23 protein-coding genes and 2 pseudogenes are annotated in these 24,288 nt (G+C 40.7%); 11 read left to right on the top strand and 14 right to left on the bottom strand.

Annotated elements, in window-relative coordinates:
• Positions 1-44: 44 nt before the first annotated feature.
• Positions 45-1,262 (top strand): dipicolinic acid transporter SpoVV, encoded by a 1,218-nt coding sequence (gene spoVV, locus LM917_RS08040; protein WP_232696984.1) that lies wholly within the window; start codon positions 45-47, stop codon positions 1,260-1,262.
• 56 nt (positions 1,263-1,318) lie between these two features.
• Here the strand turns inward: spoVV and coaD are convergent, their stop codons facing one another.
• Positions 1,319-1,807, bottom strand: a complete 489-nt coding sequence (gene coaD, locus LM917_RS08035) for a pantetheine-phosphate adenylyltransferase (RefSeq protein WP_232696983.1) — start codon at positions 1,805-1,807, stop codon at positions 1,319-1,321.
• A 3-nt stretch (positions 1,808-1,810) separates the two neighbouring features.
• Entirely contained in the window at positions 1,811-2,374 is a 564-nt protein-coding gene (gene rsmD / locus LM917_RS08030) for a 16S rRNA (guanine(966)-N(2))-methyltransferase RsmD (RefSeq protein WP_232696982.1), read from the bottom strand.
• A gap of 427 nt (positions 2,375-2,801) precedes the next feature.
• On the opposite strand from rsmD, the gene LM917_RS08025 reads away from it, so the two are divergent.
• Positions 2,802-2,945 carry a hypothetical protein gene (locus LM917_RS08025; protein ID WP_232696981.1) on the top strand — a complete coding sequence of 48 codons (144 nt, stop codon included), beginning with the start codon at positions 2,802-2,804 and terminating at the stop codon, positions 2,943-2,945.
• A 76-nt stretch (positions 2,946-3,021) separates the two neighbouring features.
• Complete coding sequence (gene ku, locus LM917_RS08020) at positions 3,022-4,050, top strand: non-homologous end joining protein Ku (RefSeq protein WP_232696980.1); 1,029 nt, start codon at positions 3,022-3,024, stop codon at positions 4,048-4,050.
• Positions 4,051-4,184: 134 nt separating this feature from the next.
• Here ku and LM917_RS08015 read toward each other — a convergent pair whose 3' ends face one another.
• Positions 4,185-5,690: a YybI family spore inner coat protein gene (locus LM917_RS08015; protein WP_232696979.1), complete on the bottom strand. Its 1,506-nt coding sequence runs from the start codon at positions 5,688-5,690 to the stop codon at positions 4,185-4,187.
• A gap of 138 nt (positions 5,691-5,828) precedes the next feature.
• Here LM917_RS08015 and LM917_RS08010 point away from each other — a divergent pair, with 138 nt between their 5' ends.
• Entirely contained in the window at positions 5,829-6,758 is a 930-nt protein-coding gene (locus tag LM917_RS08010) for an ATP-dependent DNA ligase (RefSeq protein WP_232696978.1), read from the top strand.
• A gap of 23 nt (positions 6,759-6,781) precedes the next feature.
• Here the strand turns inward: LM917_RS08010 and pdxR are convergent, their stop codons facing one another.
• Positions 6,782-8,245 (bottom strand): MocR-like pyridoxine biosynthesis transcription factor PdxR, encoded by a 1,464-nt coding sequence (pdxR, locus tag LM917_RS08005; RefSeq protein ID WP_232696977.1) that lies wholly within the window; start codon positions 8,243-8,245, stop codon positions 6,782-6,784.
• Positions 8,246-8,356: 111 nt separating this feature from the next.
• Here pdxR and LM917_RS08000 point away from each other — a divergent pair, with 111 nt between their 5' ends.
• The 4 genes from LM917_RS08000 to LM917_RS07985 all read left to right on the top strand — a co-directional run bounded on the left by LM917_RS08000 (position 8,357) and on the right by LM917_RS07985 (position 11,244).
• The gene (locus LM917_RS08000; protein WP_309241944.1) at positions 8,357-8,830 is read left to right on the top strand and encodes a pyridoxamine 5'-phosphate oxidase family protein; all 474 of its coding nucleotides are present in this window, start codon (positions 8,357-8,359) and stop codon (positions 8,828-8,830) included.
• 233 nt (positions 8,831-9,063) lie between these two features.
• On the top strand, positions 9,064-9,960 hold the full coding sequence (gene ligD, locus LM917_RS07995; RefSeq protein WP_232696976.1) for a non-homologous end-joining DNA ligase: 897 nt from the start codon (positions 9,064-9,066) through the stop codon (positions 9,958-9,960).
• Positions 9,961-10,084: 124 nt separating this feature from the next.
• The gene (gene lgt, locus LM917_RS07990) at positions 10,085-10,873 is read left to right on the top strand and encodes a prolipoprotein diacylglyceryl transferase (protein ID WP_232696975.1); all 789 of its coding nucleotides are present in this window, start codon (positions 10,085-10,087) and stop codon (positions 10,871-10,873) included.
• A gap of 143 nt (positions 10,874-11,016) precedes the next feature.
• Positions 11,017-11,244 carry a hypothetical protein gene (locus LM917_RS07985; RefSeq protein WP_232696974.1) on the top strand — a complete coding sequence of 76 codons (228 nt, stop codon included), beginning with the start codon at positions 11,017-11,019 and terminating at the stop codon, positions 11,242-11,244.
• A gap of 25 nt (positions 11,245-11,269) precedes the next feature.
• Here the strand turns inward: LM917_RS07985 and LM917_RS07980 are convergent, their stop codons facing one another.
• From LM917_RS07980 to LM917_RS07955, 7 genes and pseudogenes are all read right to left on the bottom strand, one after another.
• Positions 11,270-12,277, bottom strand: coding sequence for an inorganic phosphate transporter (locus tag LM917_RS07980; protein ID WP_232696973.1), 1,008 nt, complete (start codon positions 12,275-12,277; stop codon positions 11,270-11,272).
• A complete protein-coding gene (locus LM917_RS07975) occupies positions 12,270-12,887 on the bottom strand; it encodes a DUF47 domain-containing protein (protein WP_232696972.1) in 618 nt (205 codons plus the stop codon). The genes LM917_RS07980 and LM917_RS07975 overlap by 8 nt, the downstream gene beginning before the upstream one ends.
• Positions 12,888-13,258: 371 nt before the next feature.
• On the bottom strand, positions 13,259-13,921 hold the full coding sequence (locus LM917_RS07970; protein ID WP_232696971.1) for a GGDEF domain-containing protein: 663 nt from the start codon (positions 13,919-13,921) through the stop codon (positions 13,259-13,261).
• Positions 13,922-14,100: 179 nt separating this feature from the next.
• Positions 14,101-14,436: pseudogene (locus LM917_RS24765) on the bottom strand (response regulator transcription factor); the annotation flags it as partial.
• Positions 14,437-14,514: 78 nt separating this feature from the next.
• Positions 14,515-15,768: pseudogene (locus tag LM917_RS07965) on the bottom strand (GGDEF domain-containing response regulator); the annotation flags it as partial.
• Between the two features lie 120 nt (positions 15,769-15,888).
• Positions 15,889-18,408 (bottom strand): ATP-binding protein, encoded by a 2,520-nt coding sequence (locus LM917_RS07960; RefSeq protein WP_232696969.1) that lies wholly within the window; start codon positions 18,406-18,408, stop codon positions 15,889-15,891.
• A 16-nt stretch (positions 18,409-18,424) separates the two neighbouring features.
• The gene (locus LM917_RS07955) at positions 18,425-18,799 is read right to left on the bottom strand and encodes a response regulator transcription factor (protein WP_232696968.1); all 375 of its coding nucleotides are present in this window, start codon (positions 18,797-18,799) and stop codon (positions 18,425-18,427) included.
• A gap of 479 nt (positions 18,800-19,278) precedes the next feature.
• Here LM917_RS07955 and LM917_RS07950 point away from each other — a divergent pair, with 479 nt between their 5' ends.
• Entirely contained in the window at positions 19,279-20,478 is a 1,200-nt protein-coding gene (locus LM917_RS07950; RefSeq protein ID WP_232696967.1) for a S8 family peptidase, read from the top strand.
• A gap of 226 nt (positions 20,479-20,704) precedes the next feature.
• Here LM917_RS07950 and LM917_RS07945 read toward each other — a convergent pair whose 3' ends face one another.
• The gene (locus tag LM917_RS07945) at positions 20,705-21,379 is read right to left on the bottom strand and encodes a hypothetical protein (RefSeq protein ID WP_232696966.1); all 675 of its coding nucleotides are present in this window, start codon (positions 21,377-21,379) and stop codon (positions 20,705-20,707) included.
• 549 nt (positions 21,380-21,928) lie between these two features.
• Here LM917_RS07945 and LM917_RS07940 point away from each other — a divergent pair.
• Positions 21,929-22,600: a GTP pyrophosphokinase gene (locus tag LM917_RS07940; protein WP_232696965.1), complete on the top strand. Its 672-nt coding sequence runs from the start codon at positions 21,929-21,931 to the stop codon at positions 22,598-22,600.
• Positions 22,601-22,790: 190 nt separating this feature from the next.
• Here the strand turns inward: LM917_RS07940 and LM917_RS07935 are convergent, their stop codons facing one another.
• Both LM917_RS07935 and LM917_RS07930 read right to left on the bottom strand, forming a co-directional pair.
• Complete coding sequence (locus LM917_RS07935; RefSeq protein ID WP_232696964.1) at positions 22,791-23,072, bottom strand: hypothetical protein; 282 nt, start codon at positions 23,070-23,072, stop codon at positions 22,791-22,793.
• Between the two features lie 285 nt (positions 23,073-23,357).
• The gene (locus tag LM917_RS07930; RefSeq protein ID WP_232696963.1) at positions 23,358-23,708 is read right to left on the bottom strand and encodes a YolD-like family protein; all 351 of its coding nucleotides are present in this window, start codon (positions 23,706-23,708) and stop codon (positions 23,358-23,360) included.
• A 122-nt stretch (positions 23,709-23,830) separates the two neighbouring features.
• On the opposite strand from LM917_RS07930, the gene LM917_RS07925 reads away from it, so the two are divergent.
• Entirely contained in the window at positions 23,831-24,286 is a 456-nt protein-coding gene (locus LM917_RS07925) for a MarR family winged helix-turn-helix transcriptional regulator (protein ID WP_232696962.1), read from the top strand.
• The last annotated feature ends 2 nt before the right edge of the window (positions 24,287-24,288 follow it).

Below are 24,288 nucleotides of genomic sequence, written 5' to 3'. Positions count from 1 at the left end.
CTTCGAGAGTAGACATGTACTAATGCAACGTTCAGGAGGGTTCTATGTCACACCGTTCCCCTTTTCTAACGATCAGCCTTGCCGTTTGTTCAATTCTTTTGGTCCTTGTCCTTATTATTAATCCAGATCCTTCTTTTAAAGCTGCTGTTCGGGGTCTGGGAATCTGGTGGGAAGTGGTATTTCCTGCTTTGCTTCCCTTCATCTTCGTATCAGAGTTGTTGATGGGTGTTGGTGTCGTCCATTTCGTCGGGGTACTTCTAGAACCACTAATGCGTCCGTTATTTAATGTGCCAGGAACGGGTGGATTTGTCTTAACCATGGGCTTTTCCTCCGGTTATCCCGTTGCTGCCAATCTGACAACCCGCTTGCGTGAGCGTGGAAATATTACCCAAGTAGAAGGAGAACGTCTCGTTACCTTCGCTACTACAGGTGATCCGCTTTTCGTGATCGGAGCGGTTGCTGTCGGTTTTTTTCACAGTGATCAATTGGGATATATCATTGCTACTACCCACTATGGATCAGCAATATTACTTGGTATCCTTTATCGCATGCACCAACCTAAAGCACCTATTACTACCGCCTATGAGCGTTCCCGTCATTCTCTTGTCTATCGCGCTCTACAAGCCATGCATCGTGCACGCCTCAGGGACAATAGACCGTTTGGCAAGCTGATGGGTGACGCTGTACAATCTGCACTCCAAACCTTGATGGTGGTAGGTGGCTTTATCATTATGTTTTCCGTATTGCTACAAATGCTTGCGACCGTACACATAACTGCTGTGTTTAATCAAGTTTTGCTGTTGTTATTTGGACCCTTTGGCTTTCAAGAAGCGATGGGCAATGCAGGATTGGCGGGTTTGTTCGAAGTTACAATGGGTGCCCAGATTACAAGTGAAATTACCGGAATGTCCATGATGGCAAAAGGAGCAATTGCAGCAGCCATCATCTCATGGGGTGGACTTAGTGTTCATGCGCAAGTTGCGAGCATTTTAAGTAAGACCGATATCCGCATGGCTCCCTATTTATTTGGCCGGTTTCTTCATGCGGGTATGGCTGCTGGCTTAACCATTCTTTGTTGGGAGCCGCTCACATTACTTACCATGAATATCCCATCATCGATTCCTGCTTTTCTACTAGGAGATGATCTATCTTCTACCAACTCCTGGTGGCAGATCTTTTCGCAGATGAGCACCATAGCCATCTCTATCGCATTCTTTTTACTTCTTCTAAGCTATATTTTGTCAAAAACGGTAAAACGGTAAAAAGAGAACGATTGCGATTACCCATGATGCTCGATTCGTCTAGCTGATATGTACGATTATGATTTGTTTTCCTGCATCTTTAAACGAATCGCCTGCTCCACTACTGGGGGTACAAGTTCTGCTATTGGAGCTTGATAACTGGCAAGCTCCTTCACAATACTGGAGCTAAGAAACGAATACTTATTATTCGTCATAACAAATATCGTTTCAATCTCATCATTTAAGTGCCTGTTAATGGATGCCATTTGCATTTCGTATTCAAAATCAGAGGTGGCGCGCAGTCCTTTTAATAGCACGCGCGCTTCTTTTCGCTGCATATAGTCAATTAACAGTCCATGAAACGAGTCAATCTCTACATTGGAGAGATCAGCCGTAACCTCGCGTAACAATGCCATTCGCTCCTCAATGGTAAACAACGGTTTTTTATTGGAATTAACCAGAACAGAGACAATTACCTTGTCAAAAATTTTGGCTCCTCGTCTAATAATATCTACATGACCATTTGTAACTGGATCAAAGCTTCCTGGACATACTGCAACTCTCATCTGTTACTCCCCTCCCTTTATGTACCGATAGATCGTAACGGTTGTATCCCCGTATTTTGAGATCCTATGCTGCTCACATTGCCCAATTTGTTCTGGTAACGTCACCTTTATATCATGTTCGGTAACAATCCAAGCATCATCTGCTAGCAGGTTACGTTCTTGCAATTCACCTATTTCATGCTCTAGATTCTGTTTTGCATAGGGAGGATCGAGAAAAACTAAATCAAAACGAACCTCTTTTTTCGCTAGTGCTTTTAAAGCTCGCCCTGCATCGCTACGGTATATCTCAGCTCGATCCATCAATTTCAATAGAGTTACATTTTGCTTTACCGTCGCAAACGCTTTCGCATCGCTGTCTACAAATACTGCCTTCATCGCGCCTCTGCTAAGCGCTTCAATACCTAAACCACCTGTTCCAGCATACAAATCCAGTGCCCATTCTCCATCAAAATACGGTCCTATCATATTAAAGATGGACTCTTTTACCTTGTCTGTCGTTGGTCTGGTACTCGTTCCCGGAACTGCTGCCAGGGTTCGCCCCCGGTGTTCACCTGAAATGACTCTCATTCGCTGTTCACCTATCTACATCCTTTTTTCCATCTAGCTCCATTCTATAGGGTAGATGATTACCATTTTCATACTACCACACAGAATAGAACAACGTAAAATGCACAAAAAATTATAGGCTGGTGTATAAACAGGTGTAGTTTTGGCAAAAATTTGTATAAGCGATACTACGGTGTCGCTGACAACCGCGGAGAAGACTTACGTTTCCCCATAAGCTCTTCCTCCGGTTTCTCCTCTCCCATAATTGTAAGTCTGTTCAGTTGTGCACCGCGTGTAGATAGGAGCATTGCGGTCACTCGTTTCCCTGAGAAACACGCTTGAACGACTGCCTCACTTCTGTTTTGGAAGTTGAGGTATTTTTTTTGCACAAAAAGGGGTAACTATAAACTCACTTTCAATTAATCGAATTGCAAAGGAGCGAGCATTCATGGCATCAAAAAAACCATCCCAACGTAAACTGGAAGCCTCAAAGGCGCAATCCATCGCAGCTCAAACCGGCGAAGGTGTTGAGCGTGCAAAAGAGATGCAATCTGAAGCAGATCATGCTGATGTGAGAAAGCATAATCAGTAAAGAGTAGTCACCCAAAAGTTACATGTACGAAAGAACGCCTCCTGTGCTGATACTAGCTACAAGGAGGCGTTTTCTTATGCATACGGTCTGGAAAGGTTCTATCAGCTTTGGACTCGTTAATATCCCGATTCGCATGTTTACTGCAACTGAAGATCGCGACATCCGCTTTCGTCAACTACATGCTGAGTGTCATACACCTATTCGTTACTCCAAGCATTGCCCTACTTGTGATCGTGAAATAGGGACTGATGAAATCATAAAAGGATTCGAGTATGAGAAGGGCAATTTTGTCATTATCACCGCCGAGGATCTTGAAAAAATTGCTCCCGACACGAGACGCGCTATTGAGATCCTTGATTTTGTGAATCTTGCTGAAATTGATCCGATTTACTTTGATAAAAGCTATTTTCTCTCCCCCCAGGAAACTGGAGAGAAGGCATACTCCTTATTACGTGCTGCGCTTGAAAAAACCAAAAAAATCGCTATCGCCCGCATCACCATAAGAAACAAGGAAAGTCTTGCAGCCGTACGCATCTATGAACATGGAATGGTTCTTGAAACCATCTTCTATCCTGATGAGGTAAGGGATGTTTCCTTGGTTCCAGCACTCCCTGCTCAAGATATAGCACTTGTAGAAACCGAACTGGATATGGCGGTGCAGCTGATTACCAATATGTCTCAGCCCTTCGATCCTACCAAGTATAAGGACGAGTATCGGGAAGATTTGCAGCAACTGATTCAGAAAAAGTTGGAAGGCAAAGAGATCGCAACTGCACCAAGTGCTCCTCGTACTAATGTGCTTGATCTGATGCAGGCTTTAAAGGAGAGTCTGGCACAAGCTGGCGCTCCAACCGCACCCCCAGACTCTCAGGTACCAACTCCAACATCTGCGGCATTAACGCCAGTTAGTTCCGAAACCCCTGGTACAAAAAAGCAGGAAAGAAAAATCGAGCTGGTTGAAACATATGCCGCACGTAAGCAGGTTGCAGCAAAAGAAATGCATAATAACGATGCCTTGGCCACACTGTTACAAGGAACGACCCCTGATACACCTGCTACCACGAAAACGGTTAAAAAGAAGAAAAAGAAAGAAACGAAACAGTGAATGATCAGTAGTATTGTAAGAAACAAAGCTCTATCTGATTTAATAAACCTCCATTTCATCCGACCAAGGTATACTACGTACTCCTTGCAGGATTGGATAATGGAGGTTTTTAAACGGGCATAACATGCTAGATGTTAGCTACGTACCTTACCAGATATAGCAACCTGTTGCCGATTTGGAGTAAAAGCGACGCCCTCCCACTTTAGAATCGTTTCAACCACGGCAAGGCAATCTGAATCATCTTGACCGAGGATGTTTTGGTTAATCTGTAATGTATACGTTCCATTCCTTTCATAGTCAGTGGGAAACAACTCTTTTATACCAGCTACTTTCCCAATTATCGGCTTCTTTAGAGTTGTATCACTCTTGTATATTTCATCTAAATAACTCTGTTTTTTATCAGAAATGTCCAGCAGATAGCTCTTCGACGATACTGGATTCTCTATGTGTACGTGATACCCATCCCGAAAACGAACCATATATTTATTCTCTGCAAGAAATGTATCCGAATGAAAAATGAGAGCATACTCATCATCCACAAACGTATATAGATAACCATGTAATAATCCATCATTTTCACCTGTATTGATCACAACAAGAATATCGCTTCGCTTGTCCCCTGTAAAATCTCCTAAAAAGAGGGTAGGATGATAACCAGCATGAGTAGGTATGGGGATCCTTTTTTGTAAACCTGTTCGTCCATCCTGAACAAGTACCGAGACTTGCTCGACAAACGTGCGATCTCCTTTATCGGTTATTTTCTCTGCTACTACTAACACTCTATCCTTTACTCCATCCCTGTTCACATCTGCTTGCTTACAATCGAGAAGATATTCTTCTCCGTTAACAGTAATACTTGAAGGAATTGAGTGGTTTTTCGGGATCGCCTGTAGCTCTGTTATATATTGTGAGATCAATTCTTTAGATGGATAAGGATAGGGAAAAGATTGAGCCATCTCTAATGTTTTCAGCGCCTGTTCGGGCCTAGCTGATTTCGCTTGAGCATCAGCCAGATAATAAAGATAGACAGGTGAAGCTGGGGCTTTTTTCAATAAGCCCTCGTAATAATTCATAACTTTTGGAAAGTAATAGCGGTAATATTCCTTCGCTGAAACGAGTTCGTCATGCTGCCATTTGTAAACTTCAACCTTGTACGATTCCCCAGTGTCATGAGACCAGAGCGCCACTTCATACTTGCCATTTTTCCCTGTGTCATCTGGCATATCTACTATTTCCAGTTTGCTGTAGTAATATTTTTTACGTAACACATGCTTATACCCTGTTGTAGTCCATTGCACAATGTCTAATTCAGACCAAATACTCCCCACCTGCCAGCCAATAATCAGATTGATTTGATTCGAATGAGTGACAGGCGCAGCAAGCATATCAGTAATGTTATATCCCGTTCCTTTTACTTCTGCGATTTTATACCAGTCTCTGTTCTTCTTCAGAATCATGAGATACATTTCTCCCTGACACCTATATGCCGCTACCATTTCCTCTTGCCCATCACCATCTAGATCGGCCACGATGAATGCTGGTGGATGTGAAGACTGTAGCATATACACTACCTCTGCCATCTTTGGTAAAAAACGGTGAATCACCTGTACATGTAGATCAATCAACCTCTCTTGTCCCATAAAAGTCCCTCGCTTTTCAACCATTCATAAGAGAGTATATGAATGCTTTCCTACCATTCATTCTTAAGGGATTACATAAGGTTACGTTCCACTAGGAAAACTAGCCAAAACACGCCACAAAGGTAAAGGAATGGAACGATGGATATTCTTATCCCTTTTGAACCGATCAGTACGGAAGATTTCCCCACAGGACCTAATTGGATCGGACAGGTGAAATGGGATGGAGTGCGAGTAGTTACGTATTTCGATGGACAGACAGTACGTCTTTATAATCGCAAGCAAAATGAACGAACGTATCATTACCCTGAACTAACCGATATTACTACCTATTGTTCGGCTAGCTCAATCATTCTGGACGGAGAAATCATTGCATTCAGAGAGGGCAAACCATCCTTTTATGAAGTAATGAAACGGGATGGGTTACGGAAGCTAGATCAGATAAATCTCCGCAGGCATACGGTACCTATTACCTACATGATTTTTGATGTTCTATTTCTAGAGGGAAAATGGGTTACTTCCTTACCTCTCACTGAAAGACAAGAACTTCTCAAAAAGGTAATCAAACCAAACGAAACTGTGCAGCTTGTTGAAAATTTCAACGACGCTTCAACTTTATATGAGGTAATTAAACAACAAGAGATGGAAGGAGTTATTATCAAAGATATTACGAGCTCATACGTAATTAATGGGAAAGATTCACGTTGGAGAAAGAAAAAATTTTATAAAGACTTGATTGCAGTAGTCGGTGGCGTCACATTGAGAGATAATATTGTAAATTCTCTCTTGTTGGGGCTATACAACAAGAATGGGCTACTTGTTTATATTGGACATGCTGGTACAGGACGACTAACTAACGAAGATTGGCGCACCTTAACGAAAGGTATCCAGCCACTCATTCAAAACAACATGCCTTTTGCCACGCCACCACCTCGAAACAATAGTACGATATGGCTTACACCGAAGATCACAGTAAAAGTAAAATTTGCCGAGTGGATCGAGGGACACTCCTTGCGCCAGCCAAGTATTCAGGCTATTGTTACGATCTCTCCACATGATTGCAGATTATAATTAGGTTGAATGAGTGGAAGTCTTTATCCCCACGCTCTTCCTAATGCCCCACACGCCTCTTCTATCCTATCTAATGGCATGGCCCCAAAACCTAAAAGACAAACGGGGTAGGAAGACTCCGTAGGCTTTGTTCGATAGGACTGTATGGAATATACTTTTACGCCATGTGCCAATGCTTTTTGGATTAACTCGTTTTCCGTATCCTTCGTTTTTACCTGCACGAGCAGATGTAAGCCTGCCTCGCTACCTATGATCTCAATTTTCTCGCCTAGTTCATTTTGTAAGGCTTGGATAAGCAGCTGGTGTTTTTTTTTAGTACGCGTTCTCATTCTCCTGATATGCCTGTCCCACTCGCCTTTTTTCATAAACAGTGCTAAAGCGATTTGTAAAAAACGGGGTACTGTTTGCAAATATTGTCTGAATGCTTGTTTGTTTTCTCGTATTACTTGATGGGGTACCACCATGTAGCTAATCCGAAGAGAGGGGAGTAACAGCTTGGAGCAAGTACCCATATAAATAATTGCCCCCTCTTCATCTAATCCTTTTAATGCAGGAATTGGTTTACCCACATATCGGTATTCACTGTCATAATCATCCTCAATAATCATGCCACCCGTCTGTTTTGCCCATTCGATTATTTGCATCCTTCGCTGAATTGGCATTACCATTCCATACGGATATTGATGGGATGGTGTTACATAGGCGAGCTGCGCGTTACTTTTCATTAACTCGTTCACGCGCATTCCTTCCGTATCTAACGTGATCGGTACCACTTGGCAACCATGATTTTGAAAAACATAGCGGATCCGGTCATATCCTGGCTCTTCCATCCCGAGAACTGGCTTATCCTTACCTATTGTTTGGCACAATACCATCAATAATTGTTGTGTGCCACTTCCAATGATAATTTCATCTGGTTGACATGTGATACCTCGCGCTCTGTACAGGTAATCAGCAAATTGTTCCCGTAATTCCAGTTCTCCAAAAACATTGTTGTCGTATGTTCCTCCTTCTGTTTCTTCCCATCGGATAGCTTCCTGGACACATGAGCGCCATTCCTGATACGGAAAGGCATCCCTATCCGTTTCACCATAGATAAAATCATAAGTAGGACGCTCAATCCCCTGTTTATCGGGCGAGCAGGCTTGTTGCTTATCTTGTTGCTTATCTTGCTGCTTTTCTTGTGGCTCTTCGCTCTGTTCTGCCTTACCCCTTTCGCTCCCTTTTCTCTCAAACCAGTCAGGTTGCAGGTGCTCTACATAGTACCCGCTTTTTTGTTTGCTGATCAGATACCCTTCCTCAAGCAGCTGCAGATAAGCTGTCTCTACGGTATTTCTGCTGATCTCGTACTCTTTAGCCATCTGTCTGACTGACGGTAGCTTATCCCCTGCTTTCAGCTTCCCTTGCTCAATCTCCCTTCGAATATAGCCATATAACCTTTGATAGAGAGGCAAGTCTTTATGATCCTCCTGATCCCAAATTGCCATGTACTCCTACACCTCAATCTGACCCCATCAACTAATAATAAACTGCCACTTGTTTAGAGGTCACATTTTTATGAAAATTATAACATCTAAAGGAAAGTGGGAGAATGCCAGATGTTTCAGATACGAAGACAGATGAATGAATGTAAGGATCAGGAAAAAATTGAATGTTTTATTGAAAAGGCTAAAGTTGGCTATTTGGGACTTAGTGATTTTGGGAAACCGTATGTAGTACCACTTAATTTTGCTTGGGTAGGTGGCGCAATCTATTTCCACGGAGCTACTGTTGGAAGGAAAGCAGAGATTATCTTACAAAACGAGCAAGTCTGTTTCACCATTTGTGAGGATCTTGGAACGATGTCCGATCCCATTCCTGCTCATGTTGACACTGCCTATTTTAGCGTCATGCTATTTGGAACTATTGCACCAGTGAAGGAACTGGATGAAGCAACCCTCGTTCTACAAGCCATGCTGGACAAATATGTACCGGGATACTTCAATCGGGCTCTACCTAAAAAACACGTACAAGAGTATCAATCGTCACTGGAAGTCATGTACAGGTATATCGAATTGATGTGGAACAATTGACGGCTAAAGAGAATCTCTTGTCTCCTGAAAAACAATTTTATGAAGGCAAAAAAATTACAGATGACCAGAAGCATTCTCGCTCGTTCAGGGAAGAATAAGCATACATCAGGAATTAGAAAACTTGGCTTTGCCAAGCCTTTGCCAAGCCTTTGGCGCAGGTAAAGCCTTAGTTGCACTTATGCAGCTAGGAATTTTTATAAATTCCTAGCTGTCAACGAAAGGAAGAAGGGAATATGGCTACCACAAAATCCTATTCGCTTATTGTGGATAACAAGGAGCTTGCAATTACAAACCCTGATAAACTGCTTTGGCCAAAAGCAGGCATCACCAAGCTACATTATCTGCAGTATCTCGTAGAAATCGCACCTTTCCTTCTTCCTTATACACGTGACCGCTATGTTACTGTGATTCGTTTTCCACATGGAGTCGGTGATCAGTCCTTTTATCAAAAAAACCTTCCCACCTATGCACCTGACTGGATACATCGTGCTACAGATGGAAAAATCAATTATGCCTTACTAAATGATACCGCTACACTCATTTGGATGGCCAATCAAGCTGCTCTTGAATTCCATGTTTCTTTTCATCTCGTGCAGAATGATTTGCCAACTGAGCTTGTCTTTGATCTTGACCCGTCCACTTCTGATTTTTCTGATGTGATTACGGCTAGTCTTGCTCTTAAATCCGTATTGGATGATCTTCAGCTACAGAGTTATCCAAAGACATCTGGAGCAAGTGGCATTCAAGTGTATGTTCCTATTCGTCATGGGTATTCCTTTGAGCAAACGCGAAAAGTTGGTTCATTCATCTGTACCTATCTTGTACAGCGATACCCGGAGCAACTTACTATTGAGCGACTCGTAAAAAATCGAGGAACGAAATTGTATCTAGATTACCTTCAGCATTGGCGCGGGAAAACATTGCCCGCTCCCTATAGTACGCGTGCGCAGGGGCTGGCAACTGTATCTGCACCTCTCAGCTGGACAGAGATCGAGAAGGTTCATCCCTCACTTTTCACCATCCATACCATGATAGGGCGCACGAAGCAGGTAGGGGATCTCTTTCAACCATTACTCTCTACATCACGCAATTCCCTTGATCATATTTTAAATAGCCTTCCTACAAGCTAGTTTCGAACCAATTTTTATAAGAAAAAACTATTTTTGTTATACTTCTTCCCCTTAAGCTAGAGGAAATACCCGTGCTATCTATGGTATACTTCTCGCATAATAATAAGAGGAGGAGATTAATTCTATGGACCCTATTGCTTTTTCGCTTGGTCCAATCGATGTACATTGGTACGGATTGATCATGGGGACTGCTTTTCTAATTGCTACCTATGTAGCAAGATATAATACAAAACGCGCAGGTATCGATCCTGATCATATCCTGAACATGGTTGTCTGGATCATCCCTGCAGCCATTATATGCGCGCGGTTGTACTACGTTATTTTTGAATGGGAAAATTATGCGGATAATCCTATAAGCGCCTTGTATGTTTGGAAGGGCGGTCTTGCGATACACGGTGGTTTAATCGGAGGATTCATCGCTGGTCTTACGTACGGAAAAATACATAACCTTCCTTTATTTCGCATGGCTGACTTGGTCATTCCGAGTGTTATTCTTGGACAGGCAATTGGACGATGGGGGAATTTTATTAACAAGGAGGCTCATGGCGATGTAGTATCTGCCGAGTTCATGGCTAACTTCCCCGCATTTATCCGTGACCAGATGTTAATTGACGGCCAATACTACCATCCTACTTTCTTATATGAGTCTGTATGGAATTTGCTCGTTTTTGCGATTTTGATGCTCATGCTATACAGCTTCAAAAAATTCGACGGTCAAATTCTGGCTAGCTACATGATTTTATATTCACTAGGTCGATTCTTCATCGAAGGCATGCGCACAGACAGTCTTTATCTCGGTCCACTACGTGTAGCTCAAGTCGTTAGCTTAGCACTGATAGTCGCTGGTCTTATCATCCTTGTCTACTGTTGGAATAGAAGTAAAAGTAACTCTTCTGTCAACCAAAAAGAATAAGTAAGACAAAAACCCCCGTATCCTGATAACTTGGATATTCGGGGGTTTTGTGACTTTCAGTATGTTTAGGCAATAATGAATGCGTCTATACTGGATATTATCCTGTCGCAATCGACAATTCCTTTTGATTGAGGTGAAACAGTATGGAGCATGATCTCCTCGATGACTATTTGGATTACAGCATAATCGTTTACATTGTAGAAGGAACATCTGGTTCTTCCGCGACTGAAAAAGGAATTCTGCATGATTATGATGCCAGTGGTATTCTACTTAAACAACACCATTTATGCTTCATTCCATTTTCTTCTATACGTAAAATCGAAATAAAAGCCAGGCCCACTCTCTGGCAACGAATTACCGGAGTGTCCTAGCTTTTATCCTTTAAACATTATGGTTTTATAGGAATACGTCAAGTACACGATAGCTAGCTGCTGCGAGGATCGCAACTGTCGGCAATGTGATAACCCACGTAAAGAGGATTCTACCTGCCATACCCCATTTAACTGCCGAGAACTTTTGCGAAGCACCTACCCCCATGATAGCAGAGGAGATTACGTGCGTTGTACTTACTGGTAATTTTAATATCGTAAAAATGGTGATGATCAGTGCAGAAGAAATATCTGCGGAGAAACCGCTAATCGGTTTAACCTTCATGATCTTGCCACCCATTGTTTTAATAATACGCCATCCGCCAAGTGAAGTACCTAGTGCCATAGCTAATGCAGCTGATAATTTTACCCACAACGGAATATCTGTATCTGTGGTAAAGCCCCCTGTAATAAGCGCGAACGTAATGATACCCATTGTTTTTTGCGCATCATTGGCACCGTGGCTAAAAGATTGCCAGGAAGCAGATAGTACCTGCAAATAACGGAATTTTTGATTCGTCTTGTGATACGGCATGTTTGATACGATCTTCGAAACAATTTTTATGATAACAAAACCAACAGCAAATGCGACGATAGGTGAAATGATAAGAGCAAGAATAATGTTGGTAAACCCACCGTAGTTAATCGCTCCAAAACCTTCTGCACCCACAACAGCGCCCGCGATACCACCGATTAGTGCGTGAGAAGATGAACTGGGAATTCCGAACCACCAGGTAATTAGATTCCAGAGAATTGCGGCGAGCAACGCAGAAGCAACTACAACCAGACCATTTTCTAAAGCAAATGGGTTTGCGATATCTCCACCAATTGTTTTAGCTACTCCGGTATAAGTAAGCGCACCAGCCAAGTTAAAACACGCAGCTAATAATACAGCAGTACGAGGTGCCAAAGCACGAGTCGAAACAGAAGTAGCAATCGCGTTAGCTGTATCATGGAATCCGTTGATAAAATCAAAGCTTAATGCCATGATTACCACAACAATGAGGATAATCATTTCTGGCGAAAAATTAAGCATTCTTCAGCACAATCCCTTCAACCAAATTGGAAACGTCTTCTGCAAAGTCAGCACAATCTTCTAGTTTCTCATAAATCTCTTTCAATTTGATTGCTTCAATTGGGTCCTGACCTGGAGTATTCAATAGTTCGGATACCATCGTACGGTAATTTTTATCAGATTCTTGTTCTAAACGCTTGATTTCGCGAGCAATGGACAGAACTGCACCATGATCTAGTTTACGTAGTGTGCGAGTTAGCTCAATTAATTTTTGAGTCATTTGTTGCAAAATATTTGCTTGTGCCACTACACCACTATCTGCTTTCTTGATTTGATACAGGTAAAGACATTCTGCTGTCCCGTCTACCAAATCGATTACAGAATCCAGCGTATGAGCCAACTGATGAATATCTTCACGATCTAGCGGAGTAATAAATGTAGAATTTAAGTGGTTCATGATTGTGCGAACCACCTCATCGCCTTCTTTTTCAACCTTTTTAATTTCAGCAGCTTTTACTTCGAGGTTTTCATAATTATTCACCATTTCAAAGAAGAGATGGGTTCCTTTATGAACAGTTCCTGCAAGTTGTTCAAAAAGATCGAAAAAAGCTGTTTTATTAGATTTTAGCATGAAAGAAATCTCACTCCTTCTGATTTATCACCTTTCCGAATATAGCAGAGGATTTTTAATACGTAAATCTTTTAAAACATATTTTTTCCCAAAAACAATGTAAAGTTTTTGTAAAGATTTCGATAAGATTTAATAAACCGCTAGGAATAAGGCTTTTACCGTTATTTATGCCCATTTTCCAAAAGAAAAACTCCATTATTTTTTGCAAGAGTTTCATATTTTGTAACTTGATCTTTATGGTATCCAAATCTTGTTAATGAAAATCTAAAAAAAATAACCTGGAAAATTATCCCGGTTACTCTCGACGAAGCTGTTTATTTTTTAGGCTACTGCTTTTTTTATAAGAATGGTAACACTACATGTTCGCAACCTTAGCCACTTGAAGTGTAGTTCGCTATTGATTTTGCTATGTGCAGACTATCTCGTTTCTTTTTAGCCTCGTACATTGCTTCATCCGCATATGTAGCTAGTTCCTTTGCAGTTTGGGCATGTGTAGGAAACGAAGCTATTCCAATGCTGGCTGTAATTCCATTAAATTGTTGACGAAAGTTTTGTTGAATACGAGATGCAACCTCCACGCCATCCTCTGTATTTGTTTGGGGAAGCAAAATAACAAACTCTTCTCCTCCCCATCTTCCAATTACGTCCCCACGGCGAATATTTTTCTTAAGTAATCGGGCAAAATCTTGTAGAAGTTGATCGCCAGCCACATGTCCGCATGTATCGTTATATTTTTTGAAGTGATCCAGATCAAAAACAATCAGGGTTACTTCATATTGATACTTTTTTGCTTGAACAATTTCTTCCTCCATCTTATTGAAAAAGTATTTGTTTGCAAAAACATCTGTTAACGAATCATGAAAAGCTAACCATTGAAGCTCTTCGAATTTTTTTCCAACATAATAACCAAGTCCTATCTGAAAAATAACCAGACTACCTATCAGGATAGGATAGGGAGTAAAGCTTTGAATAACAAACCACCAGCAACTTGTTAACAGGATACCGATGCCAACACCAATGTACCTTATTCTCATCTCCGTTTCCTCCTTTATAGAGAGGCAGCTAGACTAGCTTTTTGTATTCCTTTAGTTAATTCTACCTATATGAATATATATTTTCAACTTTGAATAGTTTTTTATACCTACAAATATTCGAATTCGTCAGAAAAAGCTTGGAGTATCCTCCAAGCTTCTTTAGCCTTCATCTATTCCAATTGTAACATTCGTTTTACACGTAGCTCCAATTCAATCATGGAAAAAGGTTTAGACATATAATCATCAGCACCAAGCGTGAGTCCCTGAACGATGTCTACCTCCCGATTTCTTCCCGAGAGCATTAACACTTTCATTTTTTGTAGATCCTCATCCTGACGAATCTGCTCAAGAAGAGTAAATCCATCTAATTTTGGCATAATACCATCCAAAATGCAGAGGTGTGGGCGTTCACGCTTCATCATTTCCCAAGCTGTTTCTCCATCCCCTGCCTCTAAAATCGTCAGAGCTGGATGGGCCAGTTTCGCTGTAAGCATGGACCTGATAATCGCATCATCATCAGCTAACAATAGCTTTTTCTTACGCACGACCACTTGCTTACCCTTCTCTTGATCTGTAAGATGTGAGACACAAATTCGATTTCGACCAGCACGCTTCGCTTCATACATAGCATGATCAGCATTTTCAATCCAGCTCTGCTTGGTCATATTCCCATTCCACTCAGCTAATCCCGCTGAGAAAGTGATAAAAAAGTCTTCTCCCTCTGCTTGAACAACAGGTTCATGCTGAACATGGTCTAGCACTTGCTCTAATAGCTCTGTTGCTTTCGTGATGGAGGTAAAAGGGAATGCGATAACAAATTCTTCCCCTCCGTAACGTGCCAATAAATCGCTCGCTCGCAAGTTTTGCTGTATTTTATAACTTAAGCCTTGCAGAACAAGATCACCAAACTGATGTCCATGCTGATCATTTATCTTTTTGAAATTATCAATATCAATAAAAGCGAGCGTTACAGGTAGTTTACGTTGCTCACAGTCTTGTAATATTATTTGTAACTGATGATCGAAGTAGCGTCGGTTGGCTACCCCAGTCAAAGGATCATGGAATGCCATTTGTTCGTAATGCTGCATCCTGGTTAACAATCGGAAAATAATTGCTTCCAATTCTTCAAAATGGAAAGGTTTAGTCAGGTATTGATCTGCCCCCATCCGGAAACACCGTAGCTTGTCCTTGCTATTTTTTCTGCTGGACAACACAATAAGTGGTACCCATTTTAACAACAGGTCATTTCGGACAAATTCAAATATCTCATAACCCGATTCAGGGTGCATCATCAATTCAAGCGTAATCAGATCAAAGGTCTGCTCACGCAATTTCAGCTTAGCTTCTCCTACAGTTACAGCTGTTTCTACCTGATAGCCAACTTCCTGTAGTCTCGTTTTCAGATAAGAGCTCAAAACCTGATCATCATCAATTAAAAGAAGACGATACGTCTGTTTTTCTAGCATCATCATATTTTCTTCCTGCATCTGTTTTTCCTCATGCAGGAGCTCATTCTGGCTGAAATTGTGTTCAATTTTAAATTGTTCAATCAAATTTTTGGCAAGGGCTATTTGTTCTATTGTTGCTAGTCCTTTTTCATCGTTCTGCGTCCACTCGAATTCGTGAGCCAGCGTTTCAGCCATTTTACCGATTCGGTTGAGCCCGAACAAAGGAGCGCTTCCCTTTAGCGTGTGGGCGATGCGATAACATTCATAGGCTGATTCTCTGTTGCCCACAGATTCATGAATGAGCAACTGTTCTTCCATGTGCTTGATATGACGGTGTAACTCTTGCAAGAACAGTTTTCGCGCTTCATGCAGGTGTTTTTGTTTCCTTGTTATTGTCATGGAGTCATATCACTTCCATCCTCACTCCTAACCACACCGTAACTATTGCCTTGATGTACATTAGGTAACTATTCTTATCTATTATTATCTATTATTATCAAAAGGATATTTGCATCTTACTTATGAATTAATCCTTGGTACTATAACATAAAAACTGCTTCCTTGTCCTAATATAGAACGATATGAAATGCTACCGTTATGGCTTTCTACAATCTCCTTTACAATGGCAAGCCCCAGACCCGTTCCTCCAATCTGTCTGCGGTCACTGTTATCTACCCGATAAAATTTATCAAATAGCTTTTCACCGATGTCCGCTGGAATCCCTAGTCCGTAATCTTTAATCTCCACGCGTACCATCTTTTCATCTGCCGTTATATTCACATCAATATGATCAGCTTCTGGAGAATACTTCACGGCATTGCTAATTAAATTATGAAATACCTGAGATAATTGCCCTTCATCTGCTTCCACAAATATCGATTCTTCATCGTAAGTCAGTTTAATCTTGTGAGAATGACCTGTTTCCCATTGTTCACTGATATCATGAAGGATTTCTAGCAGATTCACCTTTGAAAACTGGTATTCTTGTTTACCAACCTGCATCCGCTGAAGGTCAAGGAAATCGTTTAGCAATTGGGAAAGTCGCTTTCCCTCTTTATAAATCGTTTCCAGATACTTTTGCTGTTTTTCAGGAGATAGCTCTCTGTGCAATAAAATTTCCATAAAACCAAGTACAGTAGCGAGTGGCGTACGTAACTCATGGGAGACTACGCTTATGACTTCGTTCTTCATTTCATCTACCTTCTCTTCTTCCGTTCGGTCACGGAACACAAACAGATAGCCGCTTTTTTCTTCTCCTTCGTTACTTGCTACCGTTGCATATACCTCAAAATAAATCTTCTGTTGATTTTCATCTTGCCAGGTAAACCGCTGTATGAAATTCTCATTATCACCCTGCAAGTATTCGGTAAGCTGGGTAAGAGCACCAGATTCAGTTCGATTCGGCGTGTCAAAAAATTGTACCCAAAGCTCTGTAACATGTCTACCAATCAAATTGCATTCATTAAGATTCTTTTCCATGCGTGGATTGGCATACATAATGATTCCTTCTGAATTACACAGTAACATTCCCTCATGATTAGCATTTAAAATTTGTTTGATCAAGTCACGTTGTTCTTCAATATGTTGCTGTTCTTTTTTCAATGTCTCATTTAATCTGACCAATTCATCTGCCTGTTTACGCCGTTCATCGTTTAATAGTTGCGTATACATGGCGAGTGAAAACTGTTTTACCAAGCCTCGGACCAGTCTATCTCTACTCTCCTGATATTCCGCTTGGTGATAGCTGGTCAGGATCATGAATCCAAAAACTTCCTTATTGTCATTTTGCAATGGATTATATCGATCACATGCCTTGGAGAGTTCCATATGAATGGCTTTTTCATCCTCTGTTACTGCCCGAACTCTTACTAGCTCTACTCCTTCGGTCATAGCTCGCTTTGCAAGTCCTGGTATTTGTTCGCTACGTGGATAATGTGAATTGTTATACCCCGTCGTAAATACTACATTCCCCAAGTCTTCATCGTCAGTATTTCGAAGCCCAACGATGGCTGCATCATAATGCAAGACGCGCAACAAAGAGCTTACTGATTGATGAAGAAAGCTATCAAGATCAGAGTAACTAGCTAGCTTCTCCTGATAGTTCGTAATGTATTCCAATTCTTGCTCACGATTTGTCAGCTTATAGAGTGTTTCCTCCTGCTCTATTTGCTGAGCCATGATCTCTTCGTTCTGTGTCTCCAACATATCTCGTTGTGCAATCAACTCAATGTTGCTGTCTTCTAGCTCCCGTTGGCGTAATTCTAACTCACTGCTCATTTGATTAATGCCTTTTACCAATGTTCCTAGCTCATCATCCCGTTTGTTTTCAGGAATCCAGGCAAACTCACCTGCACTGATCTGTTTCATTGTTTTGTCAATTTCTTCTATGGGGGTCACGACGTCCCTACGCAAGAATCGAACTAAAAAGATCCCTGTTATCAAAAGCCCCAACAGGATAAATACAGGTACAACATATTCCCAAGTATTATATGTTTCTCTCTCCTGATAAGCTTGATCCATCTGTATTTCATAATATCGATATAAGCGAGCAAGATCCTCATTCATATTTCCTAATGCTTCTGTGCCAACTTGTACTCGCAGTGTTTCGATCTCTTCCGTCTTGCCTTCTTTTTTAAGCTGAATACAAGCTTCAACCCATTTCATATATGCTTTCCAGGAATCTTCAATCTCAGCTATCGCTTGCTGTTTTTCCTTTTGAAACTCCTGTATCTGAGATGTCTTCGCTTTTTGCTCTTTCAATTGATTGATAAAATCCATTTTCGCCTGCTCAATAATCGTTAGCTGATGAGTTGTACCAAACGCAATGTAGCCACGAAAACTTAGTACTAGCTCATCATAGATACTTTCCAGTTGGTCGATCTCTTTTAACGTTTTGCCATATGTAATAATCTCTTGGTCCTGCGTATTTTGCAGCTGATTAATGACTAAATATGCTGACGCAGCAACGATAGAATAAAACAGTAAACTTACAAAAATCAAAAGTGCTATCCGACTTGCTAAGCCTCTTCTCTTCGTCATGCTGCACACCTACTCTTCATTTCTGTCTATTCAATAATAGTTCAATCTCATCTAATAGCTGAAAAGGACTGAATGGTTTCGCCATATAAGTAGATATGCCCGCTTCGCTAGCTTTTTCACGATCCTTCATCTGTGTTTTTGCTGTAAGCAGAATAACAGGAGCATTCTGGTTAATAGAATCACTTTTTCTGAGCCACTCACATACTTCGATTCCTGTCTTTTCTGGCATCATATAATCGAGAATAACAATGTCAAACTGGTGGTTAGTCAGTTTTTCTATTGCTTCTTGCCCATCGCTTGCTTCCCTTACATCATATCCTTCATCTACCAAGGTTTCTCTCAGTAAGAAACGTAATGCCACTTCATCATCTGCAATTAATATGTTAGCCATATCTTTTGGTCCACTCCTCACGCTACTCTCCCATTTGGGTATTGTTGTAAAGGATTCTTTCCCTACGCACAAGGAGACCTCCCTGTAGTGCTATGACTGAGGGAGGTCTCTTAAATATGTATGCAGACATTTTTTTATATATAATCGTCTGCGGACCGATCTAGGGTCTTCCCCTGATCTTTTCTTTATTTGTAACAAGAATTCACATACTACCCTATCTATATTGCATTTTACCTACCAAGATAAGCTATGTAAATATTTAAATTGGAATAAATACGCATTTTTACTGCGCCTCTTCTCCTACCTTTTGAAAACTAGGTGCTTGGAAAGCTATTACTTTTATTACCAATATACGCATTTCGACATTAATTAATGAAAAGGTAAATAAAATGTCGATAAAATAATTATTGTAATTTTTTGTAAATTTTGTATAATTTAAACATGCACCAAATAAACTTATTAAGAGGAAGGTGTTAAAAATGAAGAAGATCATTTCCATCTTGTCCGCCAGCTTCATGTTAGGTACCATTTTACCAACCAATGTCTTTGCAACAATGAATCAAGACGTGGCTCAACCCGATGAACAATTTGAGGTGAAGGAGGGCTCGTACAAACCGGATGAAATTTTGGTCAAGTTCAAAAACGATGAGTACCGAATCTCTAACACAGCAGAAGTTCATTCCCTACTTGGTGGAACTCAGGTTCAACAACTGGGTAATGGTAAGTCAGAGTGGCAATTGGTAAAAGTTCCAAAAGGTAAGGCTAAAGATTTTAAAGAAAAGTATGCAAATGATCCTAGCGTTGAATCTGCAGAGTTAAACCTTATCTACACGGTAGATTACACGCCAAATGATCCTTCACTTAGCCAACAATGGCACCACCAAACGATTAATTCCTATGGAGCATGGGATACCATTAAAGGTTCCTCCAAAAAGATTGCCATTATCGATACAGGAGTGCAGCTCAATCACCCCGATCTCCAAAATAGCTTGCTTCCTGGAAAAAGCTTTGTCGCTGGTGTAACAAGCGCAAATGATGATCACGGTCACGGTACACATTGCGCGGGTATCTCTGCTGCAATCGGGGATAACGGCATAGGAATTAGCGGCATAGATGCCACTGCCAAAATCATTCCAGTAAAAGTCTTAAACAAACAAGGCTCTGGATACACCTCAGATATTATTAATGGTGTTATCTGGGCGACGGATAATGGAGCAGACGTTTTATCCATGTCACTTGGTGGTGGATCTTATCAACAGTCCTTCCAAGATGCGATTAACTACGCTTGGAACAAAAATAAAATCATTGTAGCTGCTGCGGGTAATTCCAGTACTTCTGCCTACAGCTATCCAGCCGCTTACAATAACGTAGTTGCTGTAGCTGCTACTAATGAAACGGATGGTACTGCCTACTTCTCCAACTATGGAACATGGGTTGATATCGCTGCACCTGGAACAAACATTTACTCTACCTATACTGGCAGTTCATACAAAAATCTAAATGGTACTTCCATGGCAACACCAATTGTTTCTGCTGTTCTTGCTCTCACATGGGGTAAAAACACTGCTTACACAAACCAACAAGTTGTAAACCGTGTCCTGTCTACGGCTGATCAAACACCTGATACGGGTACTGATTACCTAAATGGTCGTGTAAATGTTTACAACGCAGTACAATAGTCAGCTTCCAATTTCCAATCAGTACTTTATTTACACCAACTACAACTAGAAGGAGAGAATTTTAAAAATGCCCTATGAATGTACAACCTTGTTACACCCAAACACATGAAACAGCCCTTTACCACGCGCGCGGAAGGGCTGTTTTTTCAATTCCTTTATTATTGTCATCCGTGTTTTTCTTGCGTATCATGAAGTTACTTTGCGAAGTTTATACATTCTAATCCAACTAAAAAGATCGTTCTTCCCCATCCGCCTCAATTAGTATATGGGGTACCTGGATCTTGCCTGAACCTTCAGACTGCTTTATACCCTTCTTTTTTCCTTCTACTGGATGACCAACCTGAAAAGGTAGTTCAAATATCTCTTCGGAATGAGGCTGAATAATGTATTCTGCCCGTATCGGCTCATCATTTACTTTTTCTTGCTCCATGCCCTGCAAAGTAGGCACGTCTACAGCAAATTGAATGACCTTATTTCCATTATTCTTTATGTAAAGCTGACAGCTTCCATTAATCATGCCATCGACGGTTGATTTGTAATTACAGTGGCTACGTCCACTAATGTAATCAAGAGCATAAACTCCAGTAGCCATACACGTTTGGAGTATCAGTAGGGTAACAGATATAACAATGGGAGTAATGAAACTGACTCTGATATGCGGCTGTTTCATTCCATCTCGCCTTATGAGAACAAGCATAATCATGAATAGAAAAAAAGTTAGAAAGATTCCATCCATTAAATAATCGGGGATGTACGTAAGATACGACACGGGAATGTTCAGCTTTTGAAAGGTACTTTGAATGAATGGGGCGCCAGTCGAAACAAGTAAACGAAGTACAGCGTAACACAGTATACTTACCCACATTACTACAGTCAGCTTATGCTGTTCCTTGTTCAACAAAGTATCACTCTCCTCCCAGTATAGTATCACTTACGTAAGTTAGGTCTCTTTTTTACTAAAACATCATCACCGCAGAGGCACCCTCATTTTACCATTTCCCTTCCAAGGAAGTAACTTCCTTCTATTAGTATCGGCAATTCCCCTAATGAAGTAAAGATTGTTAACCAATAACTAATTAGATTTAGATATGATTATTGATTCTAATTTTACTATTTCGACTTTTTATCAATTTGATTTGCTTATAAGTCTTTTGGTTTATACATATGTAGGGAGATCCATTAAAGGTGACCCCTCCGTTCCTATCCTATTTCTTCCCAGTATCACCACAAATCGATCTTCACTTATTTTGAACGTTGCTTTTTACTGGCGACGTTCCTTTTTACCGTATCCAGGAAACCATTTCCTTTTACAGCTAATCCAAGTGTAAATGGATGTTTATGAATGATCTGTGTGAACTTTCATCTTCATTCCACATTTCTCCTATATTTTTCTTTTACAATTTAGGAAGAGAGAAAAGTATAGGAAACTGACCTATGAGGAGCGTACCTAATGCTAAACAATATGGAACAGTGGAAAAGCATGGCTTATCGCTATCAATTTGCCTTGCGAGAATTAGAAACCAAAATCATGATTTTAAACACTGAGTGGACTATGGATGATGGATATACTCCAATTGAACATGTTAAGACCAGAATCAAAGATCCCGCTAGCATTTTGGCTAAGCTAGAGCGAAAAGGGTTTCCACTTTCACTTGAAAGCATTCGGGACAAACTTTTTGACGTGGCAGGTGTGCGGATTGTTTGCGCATTTGTTGAAGACATTTATCGAATTGCCTCTCATTTCAAAGATCGTGAGGATTTACGAATTATTGAGGTGAAAGACTACATTGCTAATCCGAAGCCAAATGGTTACCAAAGCTTACATCTTATTGTTCAGGTCCCTCTTGTTCTTCATGAAGGTGTCACGTGGATTAATGCCGAGATTCAAATCCGTACGTTAGCTATGGATTTCTGGGCTAGTCTAGAGCATATTTTGTTTTACAAGTATGACAAGCATGTCCCTTCTTCCATTTTGCAAGAATTAACGGAAGCTGCCCAGGCTGCTAACCAGCTCGATCAAAAAATGCTCAAACTTCGGGAAGAAATTCTTAGCCGTGAGGAATCCACGCTCTCCGATGAGTTTCTTCGACGTAAACAGACGATAGGAGCTTTATCTTCATAAATGTTCCCATCTGAAAGTGAGTGGCTGCGCAACCGATACACATAATAAAGCTGTTTATATTTGTGCGTAATTCCTCTTTGCATAATAAGCAAAGAGGGATTTTTACTATGGTAGGCAGGATAATTATGATTATGAACAAAAAGAGGTATACGTAAGCAATTCTCATGCTTCTTGTCGTATACCCCATTCTTTATCCAATTCTCATCTCATTTTTTGGTTTCGTTACAATGTGGTGTCCTCTATCAAGACCTCTTTCCATCAATTCTTCTTCTGTCATGATGCTTACCTTCTGATTCTTAGACGGCATGGGCATCAATCCACCTAGTGGACTAAGGATACGGCAATTCGTATCTGTCTCAATCACCACATACAAGCCTTTTTTCTCCATTTGCTCAATTAAATCTGCCCAACGCTTGGCATCCATTATTTCTGCGTGCTTATTAAGCAATACGCCCATTTCTTGTGCTAACATTTCCAATCCCCTTTGTGCACTTTGGTTTCTTTCAAAACCTCACGCTACTTACAATACAACCAAACTGGTACACAAAGCAAAATTGATTTTACGGCAAATTCATGCGGAAAATCACTTATTTTCATTTGCTACATGAAAATAGATCACTGAATCTCTATTGCACTGCTTTTTTTTCATCCCTGCTTACTTTTTCGTTTTCGTAATGATTTTTATCGCTGTTATATTGTCCAAATCAACTACTTTTTCCCTTTTTTCTTTTATCTATAGTGAGATTCTCTCCATTATTCACTCGTCTTGCAATTCTGCACGTAATAAAACAGTACAATCTAGCCATGTGTTCCCCTCTGCTACTTGTAACTTAAAGCGTTGGCTTACAGGATCAAAATGAACAGGCTTTCCTTTTAGATCGTGCTCACCATCTCGATCATAGTAACGAATGAGTACTGGTTTTTTTTCTATAAATCCTTGATACATGATCTCACTTATCTGGGCACGCTCTTCTTCATCCAGAGCAGGAGGTAGATATCTTGTCTGTGCCTCCTTCATTCGCAGATATACTTCCCTATGTTCGGGAAGCACGAACCGACTTGCTGCGAAGAGATTTTCCTTCTTAGATGTTGTTTTGTTTCGATTCATATTCTGGCTCCTTCTTTTCTCAATTACACTCCATTTGTTTACAAAACAAACTTGTTGTACATATAATTGTTGTAACAACTATTTATATAGCTGTAATTTTCACATACAAAGGAGAATCTACATTGCAACCACCTCAAGCCGCTAGCGATTCGTTTGGATTCCTTTTAGGTCATACCTACCGCAAACTGGTCCATTTGCTTAGCTATCGCTTACGTGAATACGATCTTACTACTGAGCAGTTTGCTATCCTTTATCAGTTACATTTCGAAGATGGCATCAATCAGAAGGAGATTGCCCTGCGCACTGGTAAAGATCAGCCGACTACCACTCGTATACTTGATGCCCTAATAAAAAAAGGATTGGTAGAAAAACGCATGTGTAAAACAGATCGGCGTGCTTTTCTCATCTTTCTTACCCATGCAGGGCAAGAAACAGCAGCAAGAACAATTCCCATTGAACAGGAAACCATACGTGATGCTCTTACTGGTATGGATGAAGAAAAACAAAAGCTGATCATTGAGCTCTTGCTTCAGGTTTCAGCAAATGTACAGCAACAGATCAAACAGTTACAAATTTAGGA

Origin of the sequence: Brevibacillus daliensis, from assembly GCF_021245735.1 — a bacterium.
Classification (GTDB): Bacteria; Bacillota; Bacilli; order Brevibacillales; family Brevibacillaceae; genus Brevibacillus_B; species Brevibacillus_B daliensis.
This window is presented reverse-complemented; position numbering and strand designations above follow the sequence as displayed.